At 69.4% G+C, this 19,089-nt stretch carries 17 protein-coding genes; 4 read left to right on the top strand and 13 right to left on the bottom strand.

Annotation, left to right across the window (positions count from 1 at the left end):
- Window positions 1-222: 222 nt before the first annotated feature.
- Window positions 223-1,989: an arginine--tRNA ligase gene (gene argS / locus MARPU_RS15900; RefSeq protein ID WP_005223124.1), complete on the top strand. Its 1,767-nt coding sequence runs from the start codon at window positions 223-225 to the stop codon at window positions 1,987-1,989.
- Window position 1,990: 1 nt separating this feature from the next.
- Complete coding sequence (locus MARPU_RS15895; RefSeq protein WP_005223122.1) at window positions 1,991-2,581, top strand: SPOR domain-containing protein; 591 nt, start codon at window positions 1,991-1,993, stop codon at window positions 2,579-2,581.
- A gap of 16 nt (window positions 2,582-2,597) precedes the next feature.
- Here MARPU_RS15895 and phoU read toward each other — a convergent pair whose 3' ends face one another.
- From phoU to rsxA, 9 genes are all read right to left on the bottom strand, one after another.
- Entirely contained in the window at window positions 2,598-3,263 is a 666-nt protein-coding gene (phoU, locus tag MARPU_RS15890; RefSeq protein ID WP_005223120.1) for a phosphate signaling complex protein PhoU, read from the bottom strand.
- Window positions 3,264-3,374: 111 nt separating this feature from the next.
- On the bottom strand, window positions 3,375-5,210 hold the full coding sequence (locus MARPU_RS15885) for a mechanosensitive ion channel family protein (RefSeq protein WP_005223112.1): 1,836 nt from the start codon (window positions 5,208-5,210) through the stop codon (window positions 3,375-3,377).
- A 114-nt stretch (window positions 5,211-5,324) separates the two neighbouring features.
- Complete coding sequence (locus MARPU_RS15880; RefSeq protein ID WP_005223110.1) at window positions 5,325-5,606, bottom strand: RnfH family protein; 282 nt, start codon at window positions 5,604-5,606, stop codon at window positions 5,325-5,327.
- 13 nt (window positions 5,607-5,619) lie between these two features.
- Complete coding sequence (locus tag MARPU_RS15875) at window positions 5,620-6,306, bottom strand: electron transport complex subunit E (RefSeq protein ID WP_005223109.1); 687 nt, start codon at window positions 6,304-6,306, stop codon at window positions 5,620-5,622.
- A 5-nt stretch (window positions 6,307-6,311) separates the two neighbouring features.
- A complete protein-coding gene (rsxG, locus tag MARPU_RS15870) occupies window positions 6,312-6,959 on the bottom strand; it encodes an electron transport complex subunit RsxG (protein WP_005223107.1) in 648 nt (215 codons plus the stop codon).
- Window positions 6,956-8,044 (bottom strand): RnfABCDGE type electron transport complex subunit D, encoded by a 1,089-nt coding sequence (locus MARPU_RS15865; RefSeq protein ID WP_005223106.1) that lies wholly within the window; start codon window positions 8,042-8,044, stop codon window positions 6,956-6,958. Before MARPU_RS15865 ends, rsxG begins: the two co-directional genes overlap by 4 nt.
- A gap of 4 nt (window positions 8,045-8,048) precedes the next feature.
- On the bottom strand, window positions 8,049-9,575 hold the full coding sequence (gene rsxC, locus MARPU_RS15860; protein WP_005223104.1) for an electron transport complex subunit RsxC: 1,527 nt from the start codon (window positions 9,573-9,575) through the stop codon (window positions 8,049-8,051).
- Window positions 9,572-10,111, bottom strand: a complete 540-nt coding sequence (gene rsxB, locus MARPU_RS15855; RefSeq protein ID WP_005223103.1) for an electron transport complex subunit RsxB — start codon at window positions 10,109-10,111, stop codon at window positions 9,572-9,574. The genes rsxC and rsxB overlap by 4 nt, the downstream gene beginning before the upstream one ends.
- Before the next feature lie 29 nt (window positions 10,112-10,140).
- Window positions 10,141-10,716, bottom strand: a complete 576-nt coding sequence (gene rsxA / locus MARPU_RS15850; RefSeq protein WP_005223102.1) for an electron transport complex subunit RsxA — start codon at window positions 10,714-10,716, stop codon at window positions 10,141-10,143.
- Between the two features lie 276 nt (window positions 10,717-10,992).
- Between rsxA and nifL the strand changes: the two genes are divergently transcribed.
- On the top strand, window positions 10,993-12,639 hold the full coding sequence (gene nifL, locus MARPU_RS15845) for a nitrogen fixation negative regulator NifL (RefSeq protein WP_025275400.1): 1,647 nt from the start codon (window positions 10,993-10,995) through the stop codon (window positions 12,637-12,639).
- Between the two features lie 17 nt (window positions 12,640-12,656).
- Window positions 12,657-14,243 carry a nif-specific transcriptional activator NifA gene (gene nifA / locus MARPU_RS15840; RefSeq protein ID WP_005223098.1) on the top strand — a complete coding sequence of 529 codons (1,587 nt, stop codon included), beginning with the start codon at window positions 12,657-12,659 and terminating at the stop codon, window positions 14,241-14,243.
- Window positions 14,244-14,250: 7 nt separating this feature from the next.
- Here the strand turns inward: nifA and MARPU_RS15835 are convergent, their stop codons facing one another.
- The 4 genes from MARPU_RS15835 to MARPU_RS15820 form a co-directional block, all read right to left on the bottom strand.
- Entirely contained in the window at window positions 14,251-16,434 is a 2,184-nt protein-coding gene (locus MARPU_RS15835; protein WP_051415226.1) for a RelA/SpoT family protein, read from the bottom strand.
- A 121-nt stretch (window positions 16,435-16,555) separates the two neighbouring features.
- Window positions 16,556-16,843 (bottom strand): DNA-directed RNA polymerase subunit omega, encoded by a 288-nt coding sequence (gene rpoZ / locus MARPU_RS15830; protein ID WP_005223095.1) that lies wholly within the window; start codon window positions 16,841-16,843, stop codon window positions 16,556-16,558.
- Between the two features lie 258 nt (window positions 16,844-17,101).
- The gene (gene gmk, locus MARPU_RS15825; RefSeq protein WP_005223094.1) at window positions 17,102-17,707 is read right to left on the bottom strand and encodes a guanylate kinase; all 606 of its coding nucleotides are present in this window, start codon (window positions 17,705-17,707) and stop codon (window positions 17,102-17,104) included.
- Window positions 17,708-17,956: 249 nt separating this feature from the next.
- Complete coding sequence (locus MARPU_RS15820) at window positions 17,957-18,823, bottom strand: YicC/YloC family endoribonuclease (RefSeq protein ID WP_005223092.1); 867 nt, start codon at window positions 18,821-18,823, stop codon at window positions 17,957-17,959.
- Window positions 18,824-19,089: the final 266 nt, after the last annotated feature.

Below are 19,089 nucleotides of genomic sequence, written 5' to 3'. Positions count from 1 at the left end.
CGCGGATTCCACGCTCGTGCCGCTGCCGCCCGGTGTCGCGTCTCCCTCGTGGCGACGGATTCGGGTATGCTTAGACAGGATCAGGGCTGCCGCCCGATCGATCCGGCGCCCGAGCACTTTCCATCTCCATTGCGGCTTGCGCCGCCGATTGCCGGTCCCGGCCCCGTCCCAGGGGTCGCGCGGATCTCGCGTCGGCGCGGCGCGGCCTGGTCGTAGGCCTGCATGAAGCAAGATATCATCGAACTCATCCGCGACGCCCTCGGGCGTCTCGTCGCAGACGGCACCCTCGCGCTCGAGGCGCTGCCCGAGCCCCAGCTCGATCGCACCAGGGATCCGGCCCACGGCGACTTCGCCACCAATATCGCCATGGTGCTGGCCAAGCAGGCGCGCACCAAGCCGCGCGACCTGGCGCAGCGACTGGTCGAGGCGCTGCCCGCCTCCGCCGCCGTGGCGCGGGTCGAGATCGCCGGTCCCGGCTTCATCAACTTCTTCCTCACCGAGGCCGCCTACCACGCCCTGGTGCCGCAGATCATGACCGCCGGGCCCGACTACGGGCGCAGCCAGGTCGGCGCCGGACGTCGGGTGCAGGTCGAGTTCGTCTCGGCCAATCCCACCGGACCGCTGCACGTCGGTCACGGTCGCGGCGCGGCCTACGGCAGCGTGGTCGCCGATCTGCTCGCCGCGGTCGGCTTCGACGTCCACCGCGAGTACTACGTCAACGACGCCGGTCGCCAGATGGATATCCTCGGCACCTCGGTGTGGCTGCGCTATCTCGAACTCTGCGGCGAGGAGCTGACCTTCCCGAGCAACGGCTACAAGGGCGACTACGTCTGGGACATCGCCGCGACCCTGCACCGCGAGCACGGCGACGCCTACCGGGTGCCGGCCGATGCGGTCTTCGCCGGGGTGGCGGCCGATGACGACGGCGCCGGCGGCGGTGACAAGGAGGCGCACATCGACGACCTGATCGCGGCGGCCAAGCGCCTGCTTGGCGACAACCGCTATCGCTTCGTCTTCGAGCTCGGACTCAACACCATCCTCGACGATATCCGCGACGATCTCGCCGGCTTCGGCGTCGACTATCAGGAGTGGTACTCCGAGCGCACGCTCACCGAGAGCGGTGCGGTCAACAAGGCCATCGAGCGGCTGCGCGCGTCCGGGCACGTCTACGAGCAGAACGGCGCGCTCTGGTTCCGCTCCACCGACTTCGGCGACGAGAAGGACCGGGTGGTGGTGCGCGACAACGGTCAGACCACCTACTTCGCCTCCGACATCGCCTATCACATGGACAAGCTCGAGCGCGGCTTCGAGCGGGTGATCGACATCTGGGGCGCCGACCACCACGGCTATGTGCCGCGGGTGAAGGCCGCGCTCGAGGCGCTCGGCGACGATGCCAGCCGTCTCGAGGTGCTGCTGGTGCAGTTCGCCATCCTCTATCGCGGCGGCGAGAAGGCGCAGATGTCGACCCGCTCGGGCGAGTTCGTCACCCTGCGTCAGCTGCGCGAGGAGGTCGGGCGCGACGCGGCGCGCTTCTTCTACGTCATGCGTCGCTGCGAGCAGCATCTCGACTTCGATCTCGACCTGGCCAAGTCCGAGTCCTCGGACAACCCGGTCTACTACGTCCAGTACGCCCACGCCCGCGTCTGCAGCGTGCTGCGCCAGGCCGCCGAGCGCGGCATCGTCATCGAGCCGAGCGGCGGCACCACCCATCTCGACCGCCTGGTCGAGCCCCAGGAGCAGGCGCTGCTGCGCTCCATCGGACGTTATCCGGAGGTGGTCGAGGGTGCCGCGCTCAAGGCCGAACCGCATCAGCTCACCCACTATCTGCGCGATCTCGCCAACGAGCTGCACACCTATTACAACGCCCACCAGTTCCTGGTCGATGACGCTGCGCTGCGCGATGCCCGGATCAAGCTGATCCTCGCCGTGCGTCAGGTGCTGCGCAATGGCCTGGGGCTGCTCGGGGTGAGCGCGCCGGAGAACATGTGAGATGACCAGGGACTACCGACGCAGTGGCGCGACCCGCCCCAGCCCGAAGCGCCAGCAGTCGCGCTCCTGCGTCTGGTGGTTCCTGTTCGGCGCCCTGCTCGGTGCCTTCGGCGCCAGTCTGTACTGGATGCCCGAGCCCGAGGTGGGCGCGGAGACCGACGGCCGCGCGGCGCCGGCCTCGCGGCCGGTGCCGGTGCAACCCGACTTCCAGTTTCCTGCTCTGCTGCGCGATGCCGAGGTCGAGATCGAGACCGACGCCCCGCCACCCCCGCCGCCGGCGCCCCGTCCCCAGCCAGAGCCGCCGCCCCAGCCGCAGACTCCGCCGCCATCGGCCAGCCTTGAGCGCCCCGCCGCCACCGGCGGCTATGTCGTCCAGGCGGGTTCGTTCAAGCGCAATGCCGATGCCGAGACGCTGCGCGCCGAACTCGGTCTGCTCGGGCTCTCCAGCCGGATTGAACGCGTCACCCTCGACAGCGGCGCGGTCTATCACCGGGTACGTCTCGGTCCCTACGCCAACAAGGCCGATGCCGAGCGGGTGCGCGCCCAGCTGCAGCGCGCCGGCAAGGACGGGCTGACGCTGCCGGCGCGCTAGCCGCCGGCGCACGCGCTCAATCCAGGTCGGGGGTCTTGCCCGAGGCGACATAGATCGCGCGCTCGGCGACATTGGTCGCGCGGTCGGCGACCCGCTCGTAGTTGTGCGCGATCCACAGCAACTGGGTGCCGGTGACGGCGAACTCGGGATCCTCGCGCATCCGCTCCAACACCTGCTCGATGAAGGCGTGCTCGTCGCGGTCGACCTGCTCTTCGGCGGCCACCGCGGCGCGCGCGCGCGCCTCGTCGCCGTTGTCGGCGAAGACCTGCAGGGTGGTCTCGAGCATGTTGATCGCAGTGTTGGCGAGGGCGGTGATCGCCGCCACCGGCTCGGCGGGGAAGGGCGTCTCGCCACGTTTGACGAGGAGACGGGCGATGTCGGCAGCATAGTCGCCGATGCGTTCGAGTTCGCTGGCCAGTTCCATGCAGGCGCCGACAGCGCGTAGATCGGCGCCTGCGGGCTTGTAGGCGGCCAGGGTTACCAGGCACTCCTGTTCGAGCAGGCGGCGCTGCTGGTTGATCTCGGCGTCGTCGGCGACGATCCGCGCGGCCAGCGCCGGATCGTGTTGCTCGAGACAGTCGACCGAGTGGCGCAGTGCCGTGAGCGCGAGCTGTCCCAGCGCGTCGACGGCTTCTTGCAGGTGAGCGCGCTGTTTCTGCACCAGGGTCAGGCTGTCGGTCATCGAATCGATCCTCATGCTTGGGGGAGTGGTTTCGGCGCCATCGGCGCCGACATGCCAACGTTCCATCTTCGCACAGGGATGTTGCGAATTTGCGGCGGTCGCCGCCGCGGGTCAGGTCTCCTCGTGCGGGGGCGTGTGGAGCCCGAGCCCGCGCGGGCGGCCCTGCCGTCCGCCGGGACCGAAGTCGCGGGCGATCTCGACGAGCTGCTCGGCGGGCAGTGGGGGCGCCGGCGCGTGCGGCTGCTCGGGCGTGGCATCGATCTCCAGCGTCTGGGTGGGGAAGGCGAACGCGACGCCGAGCTGCTCGGCCAGACGCACCACCTCCAGCAACACGCGCTGGCGCTCGACCAGCTCGGTCGCCCAGTCGGGCACGGTGAGGAAGAAATAGAGCATGACCGTGATGCCGTGCGCGCCGAGGTCGCTCACCACCACGTGGAAACCGTCCTTGCGGGTCGCCGGGTTGGCGCGGATGACCCCCTTGATACCCTCGAGAAAGGCCTCGACACGTTCCGGCGGGGTGTCGTAGCGCAGATCGATGGTGGTGTAGACGCGGCGGTGGTCGCGCTTGCCCATGTTGTCGATGGTGGCATTCATGGTGTAGGCGTTGGGCACCGCCAGCACCGAGTCGTAGAAGGTGCGGATGCGGGTGCTGCGAAAGCCGATGTCCTCGACCGTGCCCTCGTAGTTCCCCATCTTGATCCAGTCGCCGATGCGGAAGGGGTGGTCGAACATGATCGCCAGCGAGCCGAACAGGTTGGCGAGGGTCTCGCGCGCGGCGAGCGCCACCGCCAGGCCGCCGACCCCGAGTCCGGTGATCACCGAATAGGCGGGCAGGCCGATGCGTTGGGCGCCGTCGATCACCAGTGCGGCGATGGCGATGATGCTCAGCAGGCGGAAGCCGAGCCGCAGCAGTTGGCTGTCGATGCCGCGCGGGCGCAGCCGGCGCGAGCGGATGATCGCCTCGGCGGTCTGGTTGAGCAGCAACGCCACCAGCCAGGCGAGCACGGTGTAGAGCACCAGCACGAAGCCCTGTTTGACGGTGATCACGACCGCGCCGGTGAGATTGATCTGGACATCGATCAGGTATTCGAGCCCCTGCAGCAGGAGCGCCACCGCGCCGAGCGCGAGGATGGTACCCCCCCGCCTGGAGGTGTCCGTGCGCCGCTGGTCGGCGCGCCGACCGGCGCGCAGCAGCGCGCTGGCGAGCAGCGCGCCGAGACCAAGCGCGACGCCGGTGGCGAGCCACTGCCACAGGGTCTGGCCGAGCCATTGCCGGGTCAGCCAGTCCGGCAGCGTCCGCCCCCAGTCGAGGCTGAGTCCGCGCCCCGGGGTGGAGATGTAGGCGTCGTAGAGTCCAGGGGTGGCCTCGGGCAGGTAGGGCAACGCGGCCACCCGGTCATAGTCGTCCTCGAGACGATCGAGCGTCCCCGGGGTGAACAGGAACTCGCCCGCGCGCGGCCCGCTCTCGACCCGGGCGATAATGATCTCGGTGTTGGGGATGCGCCAGCGGGTGAGGTCGTGCCGCTCGACCGAGCGTGCGTCCGGGACCTCGGCGAGCGCGGGTAGTCCGACCCGGTCGATGATCTCTTTGAGCAGCAGCGCGCGCTCGATGCCGATGTTGGCGGCAAGGCGCTCGGGGATCTCGCTGAGGTTGAGGGTACGCGCCGCCCGTTGCAGCGGCACCAGGGTGTCGTTGCGTGGCCGTGCGGGATCGAGGGCGATGGCGTGGACGCGCTCGAGGTTGGTCAGCAGGCTCTGCAGCGTCGCCCTGGGGCTCGAGGTGTCGGGAGGTCGCAGCGGGTTGGCGGCGGAGGCGATTGCCGCCGGCGGGTTGGCCGGGACGGGTGCGACCGGCAGCCAGACGAGACCGAGCAGGGCGATGAGGCCGAGCGTGCTGCGCCAGCGCGTGGATGGTGCTCGCCCCGTGATCCCCGGTCGTGCCTCCATCCGCCATCTCCTGATGCCCATTCCCGCGCTCCCGCAGCTGGCGGACCCTTGCCCGCCTCGGCTTGGGGTATAGCCCGCCACCGTCCCCTTTGCAAATGCAATGGCGGTCGCGGCTCAGTCCCGGTCGCGCCGCTCGACGGTCTGCGGGTCGGCGTCGATCGAACGATAGATCTCCACCCGCTCCTCGGGCGCGAGCGTCCGTTCGAGGGTGACGAAGCGGCCGAAGATCCCGACCCGGTTGACCTCGAGGTCGATCTCGGGGAAGCGTTCGAGCATCCCCGATCGCGCGATCGCCTCGCCCACCGTGGTCTCCTCCGGTACCTCGATCCTCAGCCAGACGCGTTGATCCTTGCTGGCATAGGCGACACCGATTCGCATGCTGCTGTGCTCTGTCATGGTTCGCTCCCGTTCAGGCCGGCGTCGGGGCCGCGTCGCGGTGACGCGCGCGTGCGCGCCAGGTGTCGATCACCCGCTTGCCGGCGAGCATGAAGCCGAGGGCGAGGAAGCCGCCCGGGGGCAGGATCGCGAGCAGGAAGCCGGGATAGTCGGGGATCAGGGTCAGTTCCAGAAAGGCCATCGACTCGCCGAGCAACAGCGAGGCGTCGGCGAACAGGGTGGCGCTGCCGATGATCTCGCGCATCGCGCCGAGCGCCACCAGCACCAGGGTGAAACCGACGCCCATCATCAGGCCGTCGAAGGCCGAGGGCAGCACCGGGTTGCGCGAGGCGAAGGACTCGGCGCGCCCGAGGATGGCGCAGTTGGTGACGATCAAGGGGATGAACAACCCGAGCACCTTGTGCAGGTCGTGCAGCCAGGCGTTCATCGCCAGGTCGACCAGGGTGACCAGCACCGCGATCACCAGGATGAACACCGGGATGCGGACCTCCGGCGTCACCAAGCCGCGTACCAGGGCTACCAGCACCCCGGAGAGGGTCATCACCAAGGTGCTGGCCAGCCCCAGCCCGAGCCCGTTGGTGGCGGTGGCGGTGACCGCCAGCAGCGGGCAGAGCGCGAGCGCCTGACCGAGCACCACGTTGTTGTTCCAGATGCCGTCGGTGGCGATGCGTCGCCAGTCGGTCGGGTCTGTCTGTGTCATCGGGGTCACTCCTCTGCGGTGTCGAGCCGGTCGGGCGCGACGATGAGCCGGCTGCGCGCGGCGGCGAAGCGTTCGAGCCCGGCGCGCACCGCGCGCACCACCGCGCGCGGGGTGATGGTCGCGCCGCTGAACTGGTCGAAATCTCCCCCGTCCTTGGCCACCGCCCAACGCTCCAGCGGCGGGTCGCCGAGCGCGCGACCGTCGAAGTCGAGGATCCAGTCGTCCTTGGCCAGCTCGATCTTGTCGCCGAGCCCGGGGGTCTCGGTGTGGGCGAGTACCCGTACCCCGAGGATGCGCCCCTCGGGATCGACACCGAGCATCAGCCGGATGTCGCCGGCATAGCCGTTGCCGACCACCGGGAAGGCCAGCGCGCTGACCGCGCCGTCGCGCAACGCGCGATAGACGGTGACCGTGTGTCCGACGTCATCGTTCAGGGGAACGGTGGCATCGAGCAGGTCGTTGTCGTGCAGCTCGGCCGGGATCACCTGGGTGAGGGTCGCCCTGAGGTCTTCGGCCTCGCGCAGGGCGATGGCCTCGCGGGTGGCGATGTCACCCATCACCAGGAGTGCTGCGGCGAGCAGGGCGAAACCGCCGAGCAGTCCGGCCTGGTAGCCGACGCGTGAGCGATAACTGGGTTCGGCGAGGGTGCTCATCGGCGGGTCTCCAGGGTCTCGGCACCGATCAGCGCACGACCGCGACGATCGCGGCCGTGGATGCGGGGGCGGACGTAGTGGTCGATCACCGGGGTGCAGGCGTTCATCAGCAGCACCGCGAAGGCGACCCCTTCGGGGTAACCCGCCCAGGTGCGGATGACATAGATCAGCAGCCCGCAACCGGCACCGAAGATCAGGCGACCGCGCATGGTCACCGGCGATGTGGTGGGGTCGGTGGCGATGAAGAAGGCACCGAGCATGGTGGCGCCGCCGAGCAGGTGATAGGTGGCGTCGGGGTACTGGGTCGGGTCGTGGATGTGCATCACCGTGGCGAGCAGGGCAAGGGTGCCGAGCATCGCCGCCGGGATCTGCCAGCCGATCACCCGGGTGAGGATCAGGCCGAGGCCGCCGAGCAGCAGCAACAGCGCCGAGGTCTCGCCGAGACTGCCGCCGTGGAGGCCGAGCGCGGCCTCGAGCGGCGCGAAGCTTGCGCCGAGCACGCCGCCGAGCGTCTCGCCCTGATCGAGCGCGGTGCGTACCACGCCGAGTGTGGTGGCGCCGCTGTAGGCATCGATCGGCGCGCCACCCTGGACGATGGCCAGCGCCTCGCCGAGTCCCGGGGCGGCATCGCTGCCGAGTGGGACGGGGGCGACGAAGCTGGTCATCTCCACCGGGAAGGCGATCAACAGTGCCACCCGCGCCACCATCGCCGGGTTGAAGGGGTTCTGACCGATGCCGCCGAACACCTGCTTGGCGATCAGGATTGCGATCACCCCGCCGATCACCCCGATCCACCAGGGCGCCCAGGGCGGCAGGCTGAGCGCGAGCAGCCAGCCGGTGAGCAGCGCCGAGCCGTCACCGAGGAAGGGGCGCAGCGGGCGCCCGGCGAGCCACAGACAGAGCGCCTCGGTGACCACCACGGTGGCGAGGGTGATGGCGAACAACAGCAGCGCCGGCCAGCCGAACTGCCACAGCCCGAACAGGGTGGCCGGCAGCAGCGCGAGCATCACCAGACGCATGTCGCGGGCGATGCTCGCGCCGCCGTGGACGAAGGGGCCGGCGATCGCCGGGGGTGCGATGTGCATGGTCTCAGTGCTCCGTCTCGGTCTGCTCGGCCTGGGCGGCCTGCTGCTCGGCCTGCTTGCGCGCGGCCTCGCGCTTGCGCTTGGCCATCGCCTCGCGCTTGGCGCGCTTGATCGCCTCGAGTCGCGCGGTGCGCTGCTCGGCCAGCGCCTTGGTCTCGGCCTGCTTGCGCTTGGCGCGCTCGCGCGCGGCCAGCTCGCCCTTGGCGTGGGCGATGTACTGCGCCAGCGGCTGTTGCGAGGGGCAGGTGTAGGCGCAGGAGCCGCAGCCGAGACAGTCGTGGAGCCCGCGCGCGGCGGCGCCCTCGAGGTCGCCGGCGCGGATGTGCGCGCCCAGCTCCAGCGGCACCAGGCCACAGGGGCAGACCTCGACGCAGCGTCCGCAGCGGGTGCAGGGCATGGTCTGGCCGGGCGCGCGCTCGGCGGCGCCGAGGGCGAGGATGCCGTTGCAGCCCTTGGTGGTCGGCACCTGGGTGCCCGGCAGCGGCTGGCCCATCATCGGCCCGCCGCTCACCAGCCGGACGTCGTCCTCGGTGAGTCCGCCGCAGTGCGCGATCAGCGTCTCCACCGAGGTGCCGAGCGGTACCCACAGGTTGGCCGGGCGTGCGATCGCCGCGCCGCTGAGAGTGACCACCCGCGCGATCAGCGGCTGGCCCAGACGCAGTGCCTGATGGACCGCGAAGGCGGTGGCCGGGTTGTGCACCACCACGCCGAGTTGGGCGGTCAGTGCCCGCGCCGGGGTCTCGCGACCGATGAGCGCCTGCACCAGATGGCGTTCGGAACCCATCGGGTAGCGGGTCGGCACCCGGATCAGGGTGATCGCGTCGAACCCGGCGGCGGCCGTCTCGATGGCCGCCGCCGCCTCGGGCTTGTTGTCTTCGATCGCCACCAGGATCCCACCGACGCCGAGTGCGTGGGCCATGATGCGTGCACCGTCGATCACCGCCTCGGCGCGCTCGCGCATCAGCCGGTCGTCGCAGGTGAGATAGGGCTCGCACTCGGCGCCGTTGATCACCAAGGTGTGCAATGGATGGCTGGCGCCGAGATTGAGCTTGATCGCGGCCGGGAAGGTTGCACCGCCGAGCCCGACGATGCCTGCCGCGGCGACCCGCTCGGCGATGGTCGTCGGGTCGAGGGCGAGCGGATCGTCGCAGGGAGAGATCGCTGAGTGCCAGCGCTCCTCGCCGTCGGGCTCGATGCTGATCGTCGGCATCGCCAGTCCCGAGGGGTGATGGGCCGGGCGCTCGGCGATGGCGATCACCCGTCCCGAGGTCGGCGCGTGCAGCGGCGCCGAGATCGATCCCTGGGCGCGAGCGATCGGCTCGCCCTTGGCCACCCGCTGACCCTTGCGCACCAGTGGCGCGGCGCTGGCGCCGATGTGCTGCTGCAGCGGCAGGTCGAGGCGTTCGGGCAGCGCCAGCTCGGTGATCGGCGCGCTCGCGGCCAGCGCCTTGCGGTCATCGGGGTGGACGCCGCCGCGCAGCGGGTGGATGCGGTTGGCGGGGCGGTGCAACAGTTGGCGCAGGGCATTCATCGTGTGGCCACCTCCGGCTCCGGCCGGGGCCAGTACCAGGTCTGCGGGGTGGGACGCTCGGAGCGCATCTCGATGCCCTCGGTGGGGCAGGCGGCGGCGCACAGACCGCAGCCGGTGCAGGCCTCCGGGAAGACGACGTGGATCATGTTGTTGGCCCCCATGATGGCATCGGTCGGGCAGCGTTTGAGGCACTTGGTGCAGCCGATGCAGAGTTCGTCGTGGATGTGGGCGAGCTGTGGCGACTGCTCGTCGACCCCGGCGAGATCGACCTCGACCCCGAGTAGTTCGGCCAGCGTCTCGGCCAGCGCCCGCCCGCCCGGTGGGCAGCAGGTGACCGCGGCCTCGCCGCTGGCGATCGCCGCGGCCGCGGGCGCGCAGCCGGGGTAGCCGCATTGGCCGCACTGTGAGCCGGGCAGCAGCGCGGCGACTTGTTCGACGATGGGGTCGTCCTCGACCTTGAGGTGGTGCGCGGCGAGTCCGAGCAACCAGCCGAGGGCGAGTCCGAGAGCGGTGAGGGTGAGGATGGCGGCAAGCATCTCTGAGGCTCCGATTGCGGGGCGTCGGCTCAGGCGAGTCCGGCGAAGCCCATGAAGGCGAGCGAGAGCAGTCCGGCGACGATGAAGGCGATCGGCGCCCCAGCGAAGGCCGCCGGCACCTCGGCCACCGCCAGGCGCTCGCGCAGTCCGGCGAAGAGCACCATCACCAGGGTGAAGCCGAGCGCCGAGCCGAGCCCGTAGAGCACGCTCTCGAAGAAGTCGTGGGATTGCTGCACGTTGAGCAGGGCGACACCGAGCACCGCGCAGTTGGTGGTGATCAGCGGCAGGAAGATGCCCAATACCTGATAGAGCGCGGGCGAGATCCGGCGCACCGCCAGCTCGGTGAACTGGACCACCGCGGCAATCACCAGGATGAAGCTGAGGATGCGCAGATAACCCAGCCCGAGCGGTCCGAGCACCAGATGCTCGAGCAGCCAGCCGGCGACCGCGGCGAGGGTCAGCACGAAGGTGGTGGCCAGGCCCATCCCCAGGGCCGAGTCGAGCTTGCTCGATACCCCCATGAAGGGACAGAGCCCGAGGAACTTCACCAGCACCACGTTGTTGACCAGTGCGGTGCCGAGGATCAGCAGCAGATACTCGCCCATGGATGGCGGTCCTCACGATAGCGGCGTTCGTTTGGCATGCCCTCAAGCAAACGGTGTGCCCAAAATCGAGATTGACCCTGAATAGGGCGTCAATCGGGGATTTGCACCGGCTTCGGGCGGGGGATGGTCTGTCGTGGTGCCAACAGGCTGTGGCATGGATGCCGATCGCCCTGTCGCAAAGCCGACAAGGTCTGGAATCGATGTCGGCGGTCGCCGAACGGTTGAAAGCGGTACGCAGATTGCTTAGAGACTTCCCAGACCCACTGTCCCGAGGAGATGCCCGTGTCGCCCCAGCAAGCCCCGGAGGCCACCCAGGAGGCCGTGATCAATGCCCTCGGCGCCTTTCTCGCCGCGCCCCCCGAGGGCACCCCGCCAGAGGTGGTGGAAGCGCTCACCCTGATGGGCGGTAACCCCAAGGATCCACTGCCGCCCCGGCTGTTCTTCGAGGCGGTGGAACAGTCGCCGCTGGCGATCTCGATCACCGACGCGCGCGCGACCATCCTCTATGCCAATCGCGCTTTCGAGACCCTCACCGGTTACGCCCGCAAGGAGGTGCTGGGGTGCAACGAGTCGATCCTCTCCAACAGGGCCACACCGGAGAGCATCTATCGTCATCTGTGGCGCACCATCGAGCACCGTCAGCCCTGGACCGGAACCCTGGTCAATCGTACCAAGGGAGGCGACGACTATCTCGCCGAACTGACCATCGCCCCGGTGCTCGATCGCGGCGGCGCGCTGCGCTACTTCCTCGGCATGCATCGCGACGTCACCAAGGTCCATGAACTCGAGGTCGCGGTGCGTCAGCAGAAGGCGCGGGTCGAGACCGTGCTCGATGCCGCGCCGGCGTTGATCGTGCTGCTCGACCACGAGGGCCGGATCATCCTCGACAACCAGGAGTACAAGAAGCTGCTCGGCGATCTGCGTGGTCGCGAGCCGCTGGAGGTGCTGCACGCCGCGCTGCGCGAGCAGGTCGGGGTGGACGTGTTCGAGGCCGGGGTCTCGGGACAGGGGTTCAAGGACTTGGAGGTCGGCATCGAGGTCCCAGGTGGGGGCGGGCCGCGCTGGTTCGTCTGCTCGGCGACCCCGGTCGAGGAGTCCGATGTCTCGGCGCGCAGCTACTTCGGGCGCACCATCGGGGGTGAGCGTCGGGTGTTGCTGCTCGCCAACGAGGTCACCAGCCGGCGCCGCGAGATCGAGCGCTCGCACCTCGAGAACCTGCGCGCGCGGCTCGCCGAGCAGCAGCGCATGCACGGCATGCGCGAGGCGCTTGCTGCGGCCATCTACCAGATCCAGGTGCCGATCAACGTCATCAATGCCGCCGCCTCGATGCTGCGCGGCGGCGCGGCCAACATCGACACCCTCGCCGGGATGCTCGATCAGATCAGCCGCTCCGGCCAGCGCGCACTCGACACCCTGACCTCGGCGCTCCCCGAGGAACCGCGCGAGCCGGGGGCGCTGGTCAATGTCAACGAGCTGCTGCGTCAGGTGCTCGAACTCGAGACCGATCGGCTGCTCGCCAACGGCGTGGTGGTCGACTGGCGTCCGGCGGCGGTGCTGCCCGAGTTCACCAGCCATAAGGATCAGCTGCGCGCGCTCTTCAAGCATCTGGTCGACAACGCCATCCATGCCCTGTGCGAGTCCGGGCGGGCGCAGCGCGAGCTGCGTCTGTGCACCCGGCGCGTCGACGACGGGGTCGAGGTGGAGATCGAGGACAATGGTCCGGGGATCGTTGCGGAGGAGCGCTATCGCGTCTTCGAGCCCTTCTTCATCGGCTGGCGGCAGCGTCGCGGCCACGCCGGGATGGGGCTGGCGCTGGCCCAGGAGATCGTCACCGCTCACGGCGGCTCGATCGAGATCGATTCGGAGGCGGTCGCCGGTTGTCGCGTGCGGCTGCTGCTCAACACCCTGTCGCAGGAACGCTGATCGTGGTCGAGGATCTCATGCGCTCACCCACTCCCGGGGTGTCGGCGCCGCGCGAGGATGCGCGCCGGCTCGCCCTGCTCGAATCCCAGCTCGGGGTGCTGTTCGAGGTCAGCAGCGTGCTCAGCCGCTCGCTCGACCTGCGTCAGACCCTGAGCGCCGTGCTCTCGGTGCTCGACGAACAGGGGCGGCTGCGTCACGGCATGGTCAGCCTGCTCGACGACGAGCGTGGCGAGCTGCTCATCGGTGCGCTCCACGACTCGGCGGCGGCGCCCTTCGAGACCGTCAGCTATCGTCCCGGCGAGGGCGTGATTGGTCAGATCCTGGCCAGCAACGCGCCCTGGATCCTGCCGCGTGTCGGCGACGAGCCGCGCTTTCTCGATCGGCTCAGTCTCTACGATCCCGAGCTGCCCTTCATCGGGGTGCCGATCCGTCTCGGCGAGGCCGGCGCGGTCGGGGTGCTCGCCGCCCAGCCGCTCGACGGTGGCGCACTGCTCGAGCAGCGCGCCCACTTCCTCGAGATGGTCGCCAACCTGATCGGGCAGGCGGTGCGCCTGGCGCGTCGCGTCGAGGCCGAGCAACGGGCGCTGCGCGAGGAGCGCGACACCCTCAGGCGCGAGGTGCGCGGCGCCCATGGCTTCGACAGCATCATCGGTCGCGCCGATACCATGCGTCTGGTCTTCGAGCAGGTGCGCCAGGTCGCCAAGTGGAACACCACGGTGCTGATCCGGGGCGAGTCGGGTACCGGCAAGGAACTGATCGCCAACGCCATCCACTACAACTCACCACGCGCGCGCGGCGCTTTCGTGCGGCTCAATTGCGCGGCGCTCCCCGACAACCTGCTCGAGTCCGAGTTGTTCGGTCACGAGAAGGGCGCCTTCACCGGCGCGGCGGCCCAGCGCAAGGGACGCTTCGAGCAGGCCGACGGCGGTACCCTGTTCCTCGACGAGATCGGCGAGATCAGCCCCGCGTTCCAGGCCAAGCTGCTGCGGGTGCTGCAGGAGGGCGAGTTCGAGCGCGTCGGCGGCACCCGGACGCTCAAGGTCGATGTGCGGGTGATCGCCGCCACCAACCGCGATCTCGAGAGCGAGGTGCGTGCCGGCGAGTTCCGCGAGGATCTCTACTACCGGCTCAACGTGATGCCGATCCGCATGCCGCCGCTGCGCGAGCGGCTCGAGGACGTGCCCGAGCTGGCCCGCTTTCTGGTCGACAAGATCGCCCGCGTCCAGGCGCGCGCGCTCAGCATCAGCGACAGCGCGCTGCGGGTGCTGATGCGGCATGACTGGCCGGGCAACGTGCGCGAGCTGGAGAACTGTCTGGAGCGTGCCGCGGTGATGAGCATCGACGGACGCATCGACTGCGAGGTGGTCGAGTCGACCGGGCTGGACGTCAGCGCCATGGCCAACGAGCCGCCGCGCCCGCTGGCGCGCCCGGTGCCGGCCAAGGTCGATCTCGGCGACCCCAGGCTCGACGAGCGCGAACGGGTGATCGCCGCGCTGGAGGAGGCCGGTTGGGTCCAGGCCAAGGCGGCGCGGCTGCTCAACATGACCCCGCGTCAGATCGCCTACCGCATCCAGACGCTCAACATCAAGGTGCGCCAGTTCTGAGTGCAGCTCAGCGTGGCAGACGGATGATGCGCTCGACCAGCGGGATGTGGCGCAGCCGACGCATGATCTGGGCGAGATGGACGCGGCTGCGCACCAGGATCACGAACTCCAGCGCGGTGGTCATCCCTTCCTTCTCGCAAGAGACCACGGTCTCGATGTTCGAGCCCTGTTCGGCGATGGCGCTGGCGACCACCGCCAGGGCGCCGCGACGGTTGCCGATCTCGACGCGGATCTCGGTGGAGAACTCGCCCTCGGGCTCGCTCGCCCACTCCACCGCCAGCCGGCGGTCGCGCTTGCGCTCGGGGCTGCCGAGGTTGCGGCACTCGCTGCGGTGCACGACGATGCCGCGCCCGGGGCTGAACTGGGCGGCGATGGTATCGCCGGGAATCGGTCGGCAGCAGCGCGCGAAGCTCACCACCATGCCCTCGGTGCCGCGGATCGCCAGGCGGTTGGGGTGGTTCTTGGCCTCGTTGCGGGGCTCGTTGCCGAGTTCCTCGAATTCGCCGCCGACGAGTCGGCGTGCGACCAGCGCGGCGAGCCGGTTGCCGAGTCCGATGTCGACCAGCAGGGCGTCGAGCCCGGTGAGCTTGGCCTCGTCGAGATAGGCGGCGAGTTGCGGCGTCTCGAGTTGGTCGAGATCGAGGTCGAAGACCGAGAGTTCGGCGTTGAGCAGTCGCTGGCCGAGTCCGAGCGCCTCGCGCTGCTTGAGGTTCTTGAGATAACTGCGGATGCCGGCGCGGGCCTTGCCGGTGGTGACGAAGTTCAGCCAGGAGGCGTTGGGTTTGGCCCCGGGGGCGGTGATGATCTCGACGCGCTGGCCGCTGCGCAACACCGTGTTGAGTGCCACCAGGCGGTGATCGACGCGGGCGGCGACACAGGTGTTGCCGATGTCGGAGTGGATCGCGAAGGCGAAGTCGACGACGGTGGCGCCGCGCTTGAGGGTGATGATCCGCCCCTTGGGGGTGAAGACATAGACCTCGCCGGGGAAGAGGTCGACCTTGACGTTCTCGAGGAATTCGACCGAGTTGCCGGCCTCGCGCTGCATCTCCAGCAGGTTCTGCAGCCAGTCGGCGGCGAGCGCCGCGGGGTTGGCCTCGTCGCCGCTCTTGTAGAGCCAGTGCGCGGCGATCCCCGACTCGGCCATGCGCTGCATGTCCTCGGTGCGGATCTGCACCTCGATCTGAACTCCCTGAGGACCGACCAGCACGGTATGCAGCGACTGGTAGCCGTTGGCCTTGGGGATGGCGATATAGTCCTTGAAGCGACCGGGGACCGGCTTGTAGAGGTTGTGGACCACGCCGAGCACGCGATAGCAGGTGTCGACCCGGTCGACGACCACGCGGAAGGCGGAGACGTCGATCACCTCCTCGAAGGGGTGATGCTTGTCGCGCATCTTGCGGTAGATGCCGTAGAGATGCTTGCGTCGTCCCTCGACGGTGCCGGGGATTCCCTCCTGGACGAGCGTCTGCTGGAGCGCGCGCTCGACCGTGCCGACCATCTCGACCCGCTCCCCGTGGGTGCGCCTCACCGCGCCATGGATGATCCGACGGCGCCACGGCCAGTGGTGCTCGAAGCCGAGTTCCTCGAGTTCGATGCGGACCCAGTTGATGCCCAGGCGGTTGGCGATCGGGGCGTAGATCTCCAGGGTCTCGCGCGAGATCCGGCGACAGGCCTCGGGGCGCATCGCATCGAGGGTGCGCATGTTGTGCAACCGGTCGGCGAGCTTGATGAGGATCACCCGGATGTCGCGGGTCATCGCCAGCAGCATCTTCTGCAGGCTCGCCGCCTGTGCCTCGGCGCGTGAGTCGAAGTCGATCTGCGAGAGTTTGCTGACCCCGTCGACCAGTTCGGCGACATCGTCGCCGAAGTCGGCGGCGACCTCGGCCTTGGCGATGTCGGTGTCCTCAATGACGTCGTGCAGCAGCGCGGCCATCAGACATTTGTAGTCCATGCGCATCTCGGCGAGGATGCGCGCCACCGCGACCGGGTGATAGATGTAGGGCTCGCCCGACTTGCGCTTCTGGCCCTCGTGGGCCTCGGCGCCGAACAGATAGGCGCGGTAGAACTCGCGGACCTGGTCGGGGGGGAGATAGCTTTCGAGATAGGCGCAGAGGTCGCTGATGAGATAGCGCGGCGGTTCGGCGCGCAGCGAGGATTCGGGCGCGCGAGCGGCGGGCGGCGCGACGGTCAGCGGATCGGCGGACATGGACGGCGCGGTGCGACGGTAGCGGTGGGGAGCTGCGCGCGCCACCGGCACGGAGGCCGGTGGGCACGCCCGGGTGCGGGCATGGGGGCCCGCCGCGAGGACACGACTAGCGGGCCTCGCCGCGCGGCGTCTCGGTCGCGGCCAGCTCGGCGGCGAGCGCCTGCTCGAGCGAGGCCGACTCGTCGATCTCGGCCTGGGCCTCCTGGACGCTGCCCTTGGTGACGTTGCCGGCGGCGATCTCGCGCAGCGCCATCACCGTCGGCTTGTCGTTCTCCCAGGCCAGCGTGGGCTCGACACCGTTGGCGACCTGGCGGGCGCGCTTGGTGGCCAGCAGCACCAGATCGAAGCGGTTGTCGACGTTCTTGAGGCAGTCCTCGACGGTAATTCTTGCCATGGTCGGGTGATCTCTAAAAGCTATTTTGGAGCGGATGAAAGCAGAGCGGGCCGTGCATCTCGATGCGGTGGCGCGGCGCCGCGACGGGGCGCCCCGGGGCGGTCCTGGGACGGCCCGCGAACAGGGTGTGAACACTGTTCAGACTATCACAAGAACGCTGGGTTCAAGTAGCGTCCGGCAGGTCTTTGCGAGTGACCCGCCGCCGGTCCCCAGGCCGGCGGCGCGGGATGTCGAGCGAGGTTCGCCGGTGGCGCCGGCTCAGCCCTCGAGCAGCGCTGCGAGCACGCCCTGCTGGCGCGCCTGGCGCTGGCGCTCGGCGGTAACGATCGCCGCCAGGGTGGCGAGCGCGGCGTCGAAGTCGCCGTTGACCACCAGATAGTCGTACTCGTCGCCGTGGATCATCTCGTCGCGGGCCTGGGCCATGCGCCCGGCGATCACCGTGTCGCTGTCGGTGCCGCGTCCGCGCAGCCGACGCTCGAGTTCGGCGATCGAGGGCGGTAGTACGAAGATGCCGACCGCCTCGGGGATGCGCGCGCGGACCTGGCGTGCGCCCTGCCAGTCGATCTCCAGGATCAGGTCCTCGCCGGCCTCGAGCCGGTCGCGCACGTCCTGCTCGCGGGTGCCGTAGAGGTTGCCGAAGACCTCCGCCGATTCGAGGAAGTCGCCGGCGGCGATCGCCTGCTCGAAGCGTTCGCGGGCGAGGAAGTGATAGTGGACGCCGTCGCGCTCGCCGGCGCGCGGCGCGCGGGTGGTGCAGGAGACCGAGAGCGCGAGCGCGGGATCACGCTCGAGGAGCGCCCGGACCAGACTGGTCTTGCCGGCGCCCGAGGGCGCCGAGACGATGAAGAGGATGCCTTGTCCCATTGCGGGTGTGCCTTCGACGGTGGGGGTCCTGCGCGCTCGCCGACGATGTCTGGTGCCGGCGCTGCGGTCGCGAGTCCGGGCGGACTCCGGGGCGCTTTTCCCAGCTGGCTGCGCGAGACGAAAAAGGCTTAATTATACGACCTTGCGCGTCAGGACTCGACAGCCGCTCGCGTTCGCCTGATTGTCTGTCGGAGGCGCACCGGTCGTGTCGATGGGTGCGGATCCACGAGGAACCGAGGCGTTGCGTGTTCACTCGATGTTCTGGATCTGCTCGCGCATCTGCTCGATCAGTACCTTCATGTCGACCACGGTGCGGGTGATCTCGACGTCGGAGGACTTGGAGCCGATGGTGTTGGTCTCGCGGTTGAGTTCCTGCATCAGGAAGTCGAGCCGGCGCCCGATCGGCTCGTCGCGTTCGAGCACGCTGCGCACCTCGGCGATGTGGGCGGTGAGCCGGTCCATCTCCTCGTCGACGTCGAGCTTGGTGGCGACGAGCACGATCTCCTGTTCGAGCCGCCCCTCGTCGAGTTCCTCGCGCAGCTCGGCGAGGCGCTCGGCGAGCCGGGCGCGGGTCTCGGCGATGACCTCGGGCATGCGGGTACGCACCCGTTCGACACAGACCTCGAGCCGGTCGCAGCGCTCGCGCACCAGCTGTGCGAGGCGTGCGCCCTCGCGCTCGCGGGTGGCGATCAGGCCGTCGATGGCTTGGTCGAGCAGTGCCATCGCGGCGGCGCCGATCTGATCGAGATCGCGCTCCTGCTCGCGGATCACGCCGGGCCAGCGCAGCAACTCGAAGGGGGTGGGGCGGGTGTCGCGACCGCTGAGCCCGGCGAGGGCGTCGCCGGCGGCGAGCAGCTGCTCGACCAGCGGGCGGTTGAGCTCGAGCGCGACCGGGGCGCCGGCGCCGGGATTGAAGCGCAGCGCGCAGTCGACCTTGCCGCGGTGCAGGCGTTCGCCGAGCCGCGCGCGGATCCGGGTGTCGAGGGCGCGCAGCTCCTCGGGCAGGCGCAGCATCGGCTCGAGATAGCGATGGTTGACGGTCCTGAGTTCCCAGGTAAGCTCGCCCAGCGCGCTCTGGCTGGATTCACGGGCGAAGGCGGTCATGCTCTTGATCATGCTGGCGCGGCTCTCGGGGTCGGTGGGACGGTCGGATGCGCTCCAGTATAAGGCAGCGTCGCCGCCAGAACCGCATATCCCAATGCTGGGGGTCTTTCGATGCGCTCCAGTATAAGGCAGCGTCGCCCGGCCTTTCGAGCGTCGGCGTCGTGGGTGATGGGTATACTTGGCGCCAATGTGTGTCGCCCCGGGACGCGTGTTCTCGCCATCGGGTGCCATCAATGGGTACCGTGTTGCAAGACACCCGGTCCGGCTCGGCCGCCCGG

The sequence above is a fragment of the Marichromatium purpuratum 984 genome, assembly GCF_000224005.2.
Taxonomy (GTDB): domain Bacteria; phylum Pseudomonadota; class Gammaproteobacteria; order Chromatiales; family Chromatiaceae; genus Marichromatium; species Marichromatium purpuratum.
The sequence above is the reverse complement of the archived record's forward strand: the minus strand, read 5'-3'. Positions and strand labels throughout refer to the sequence as shown.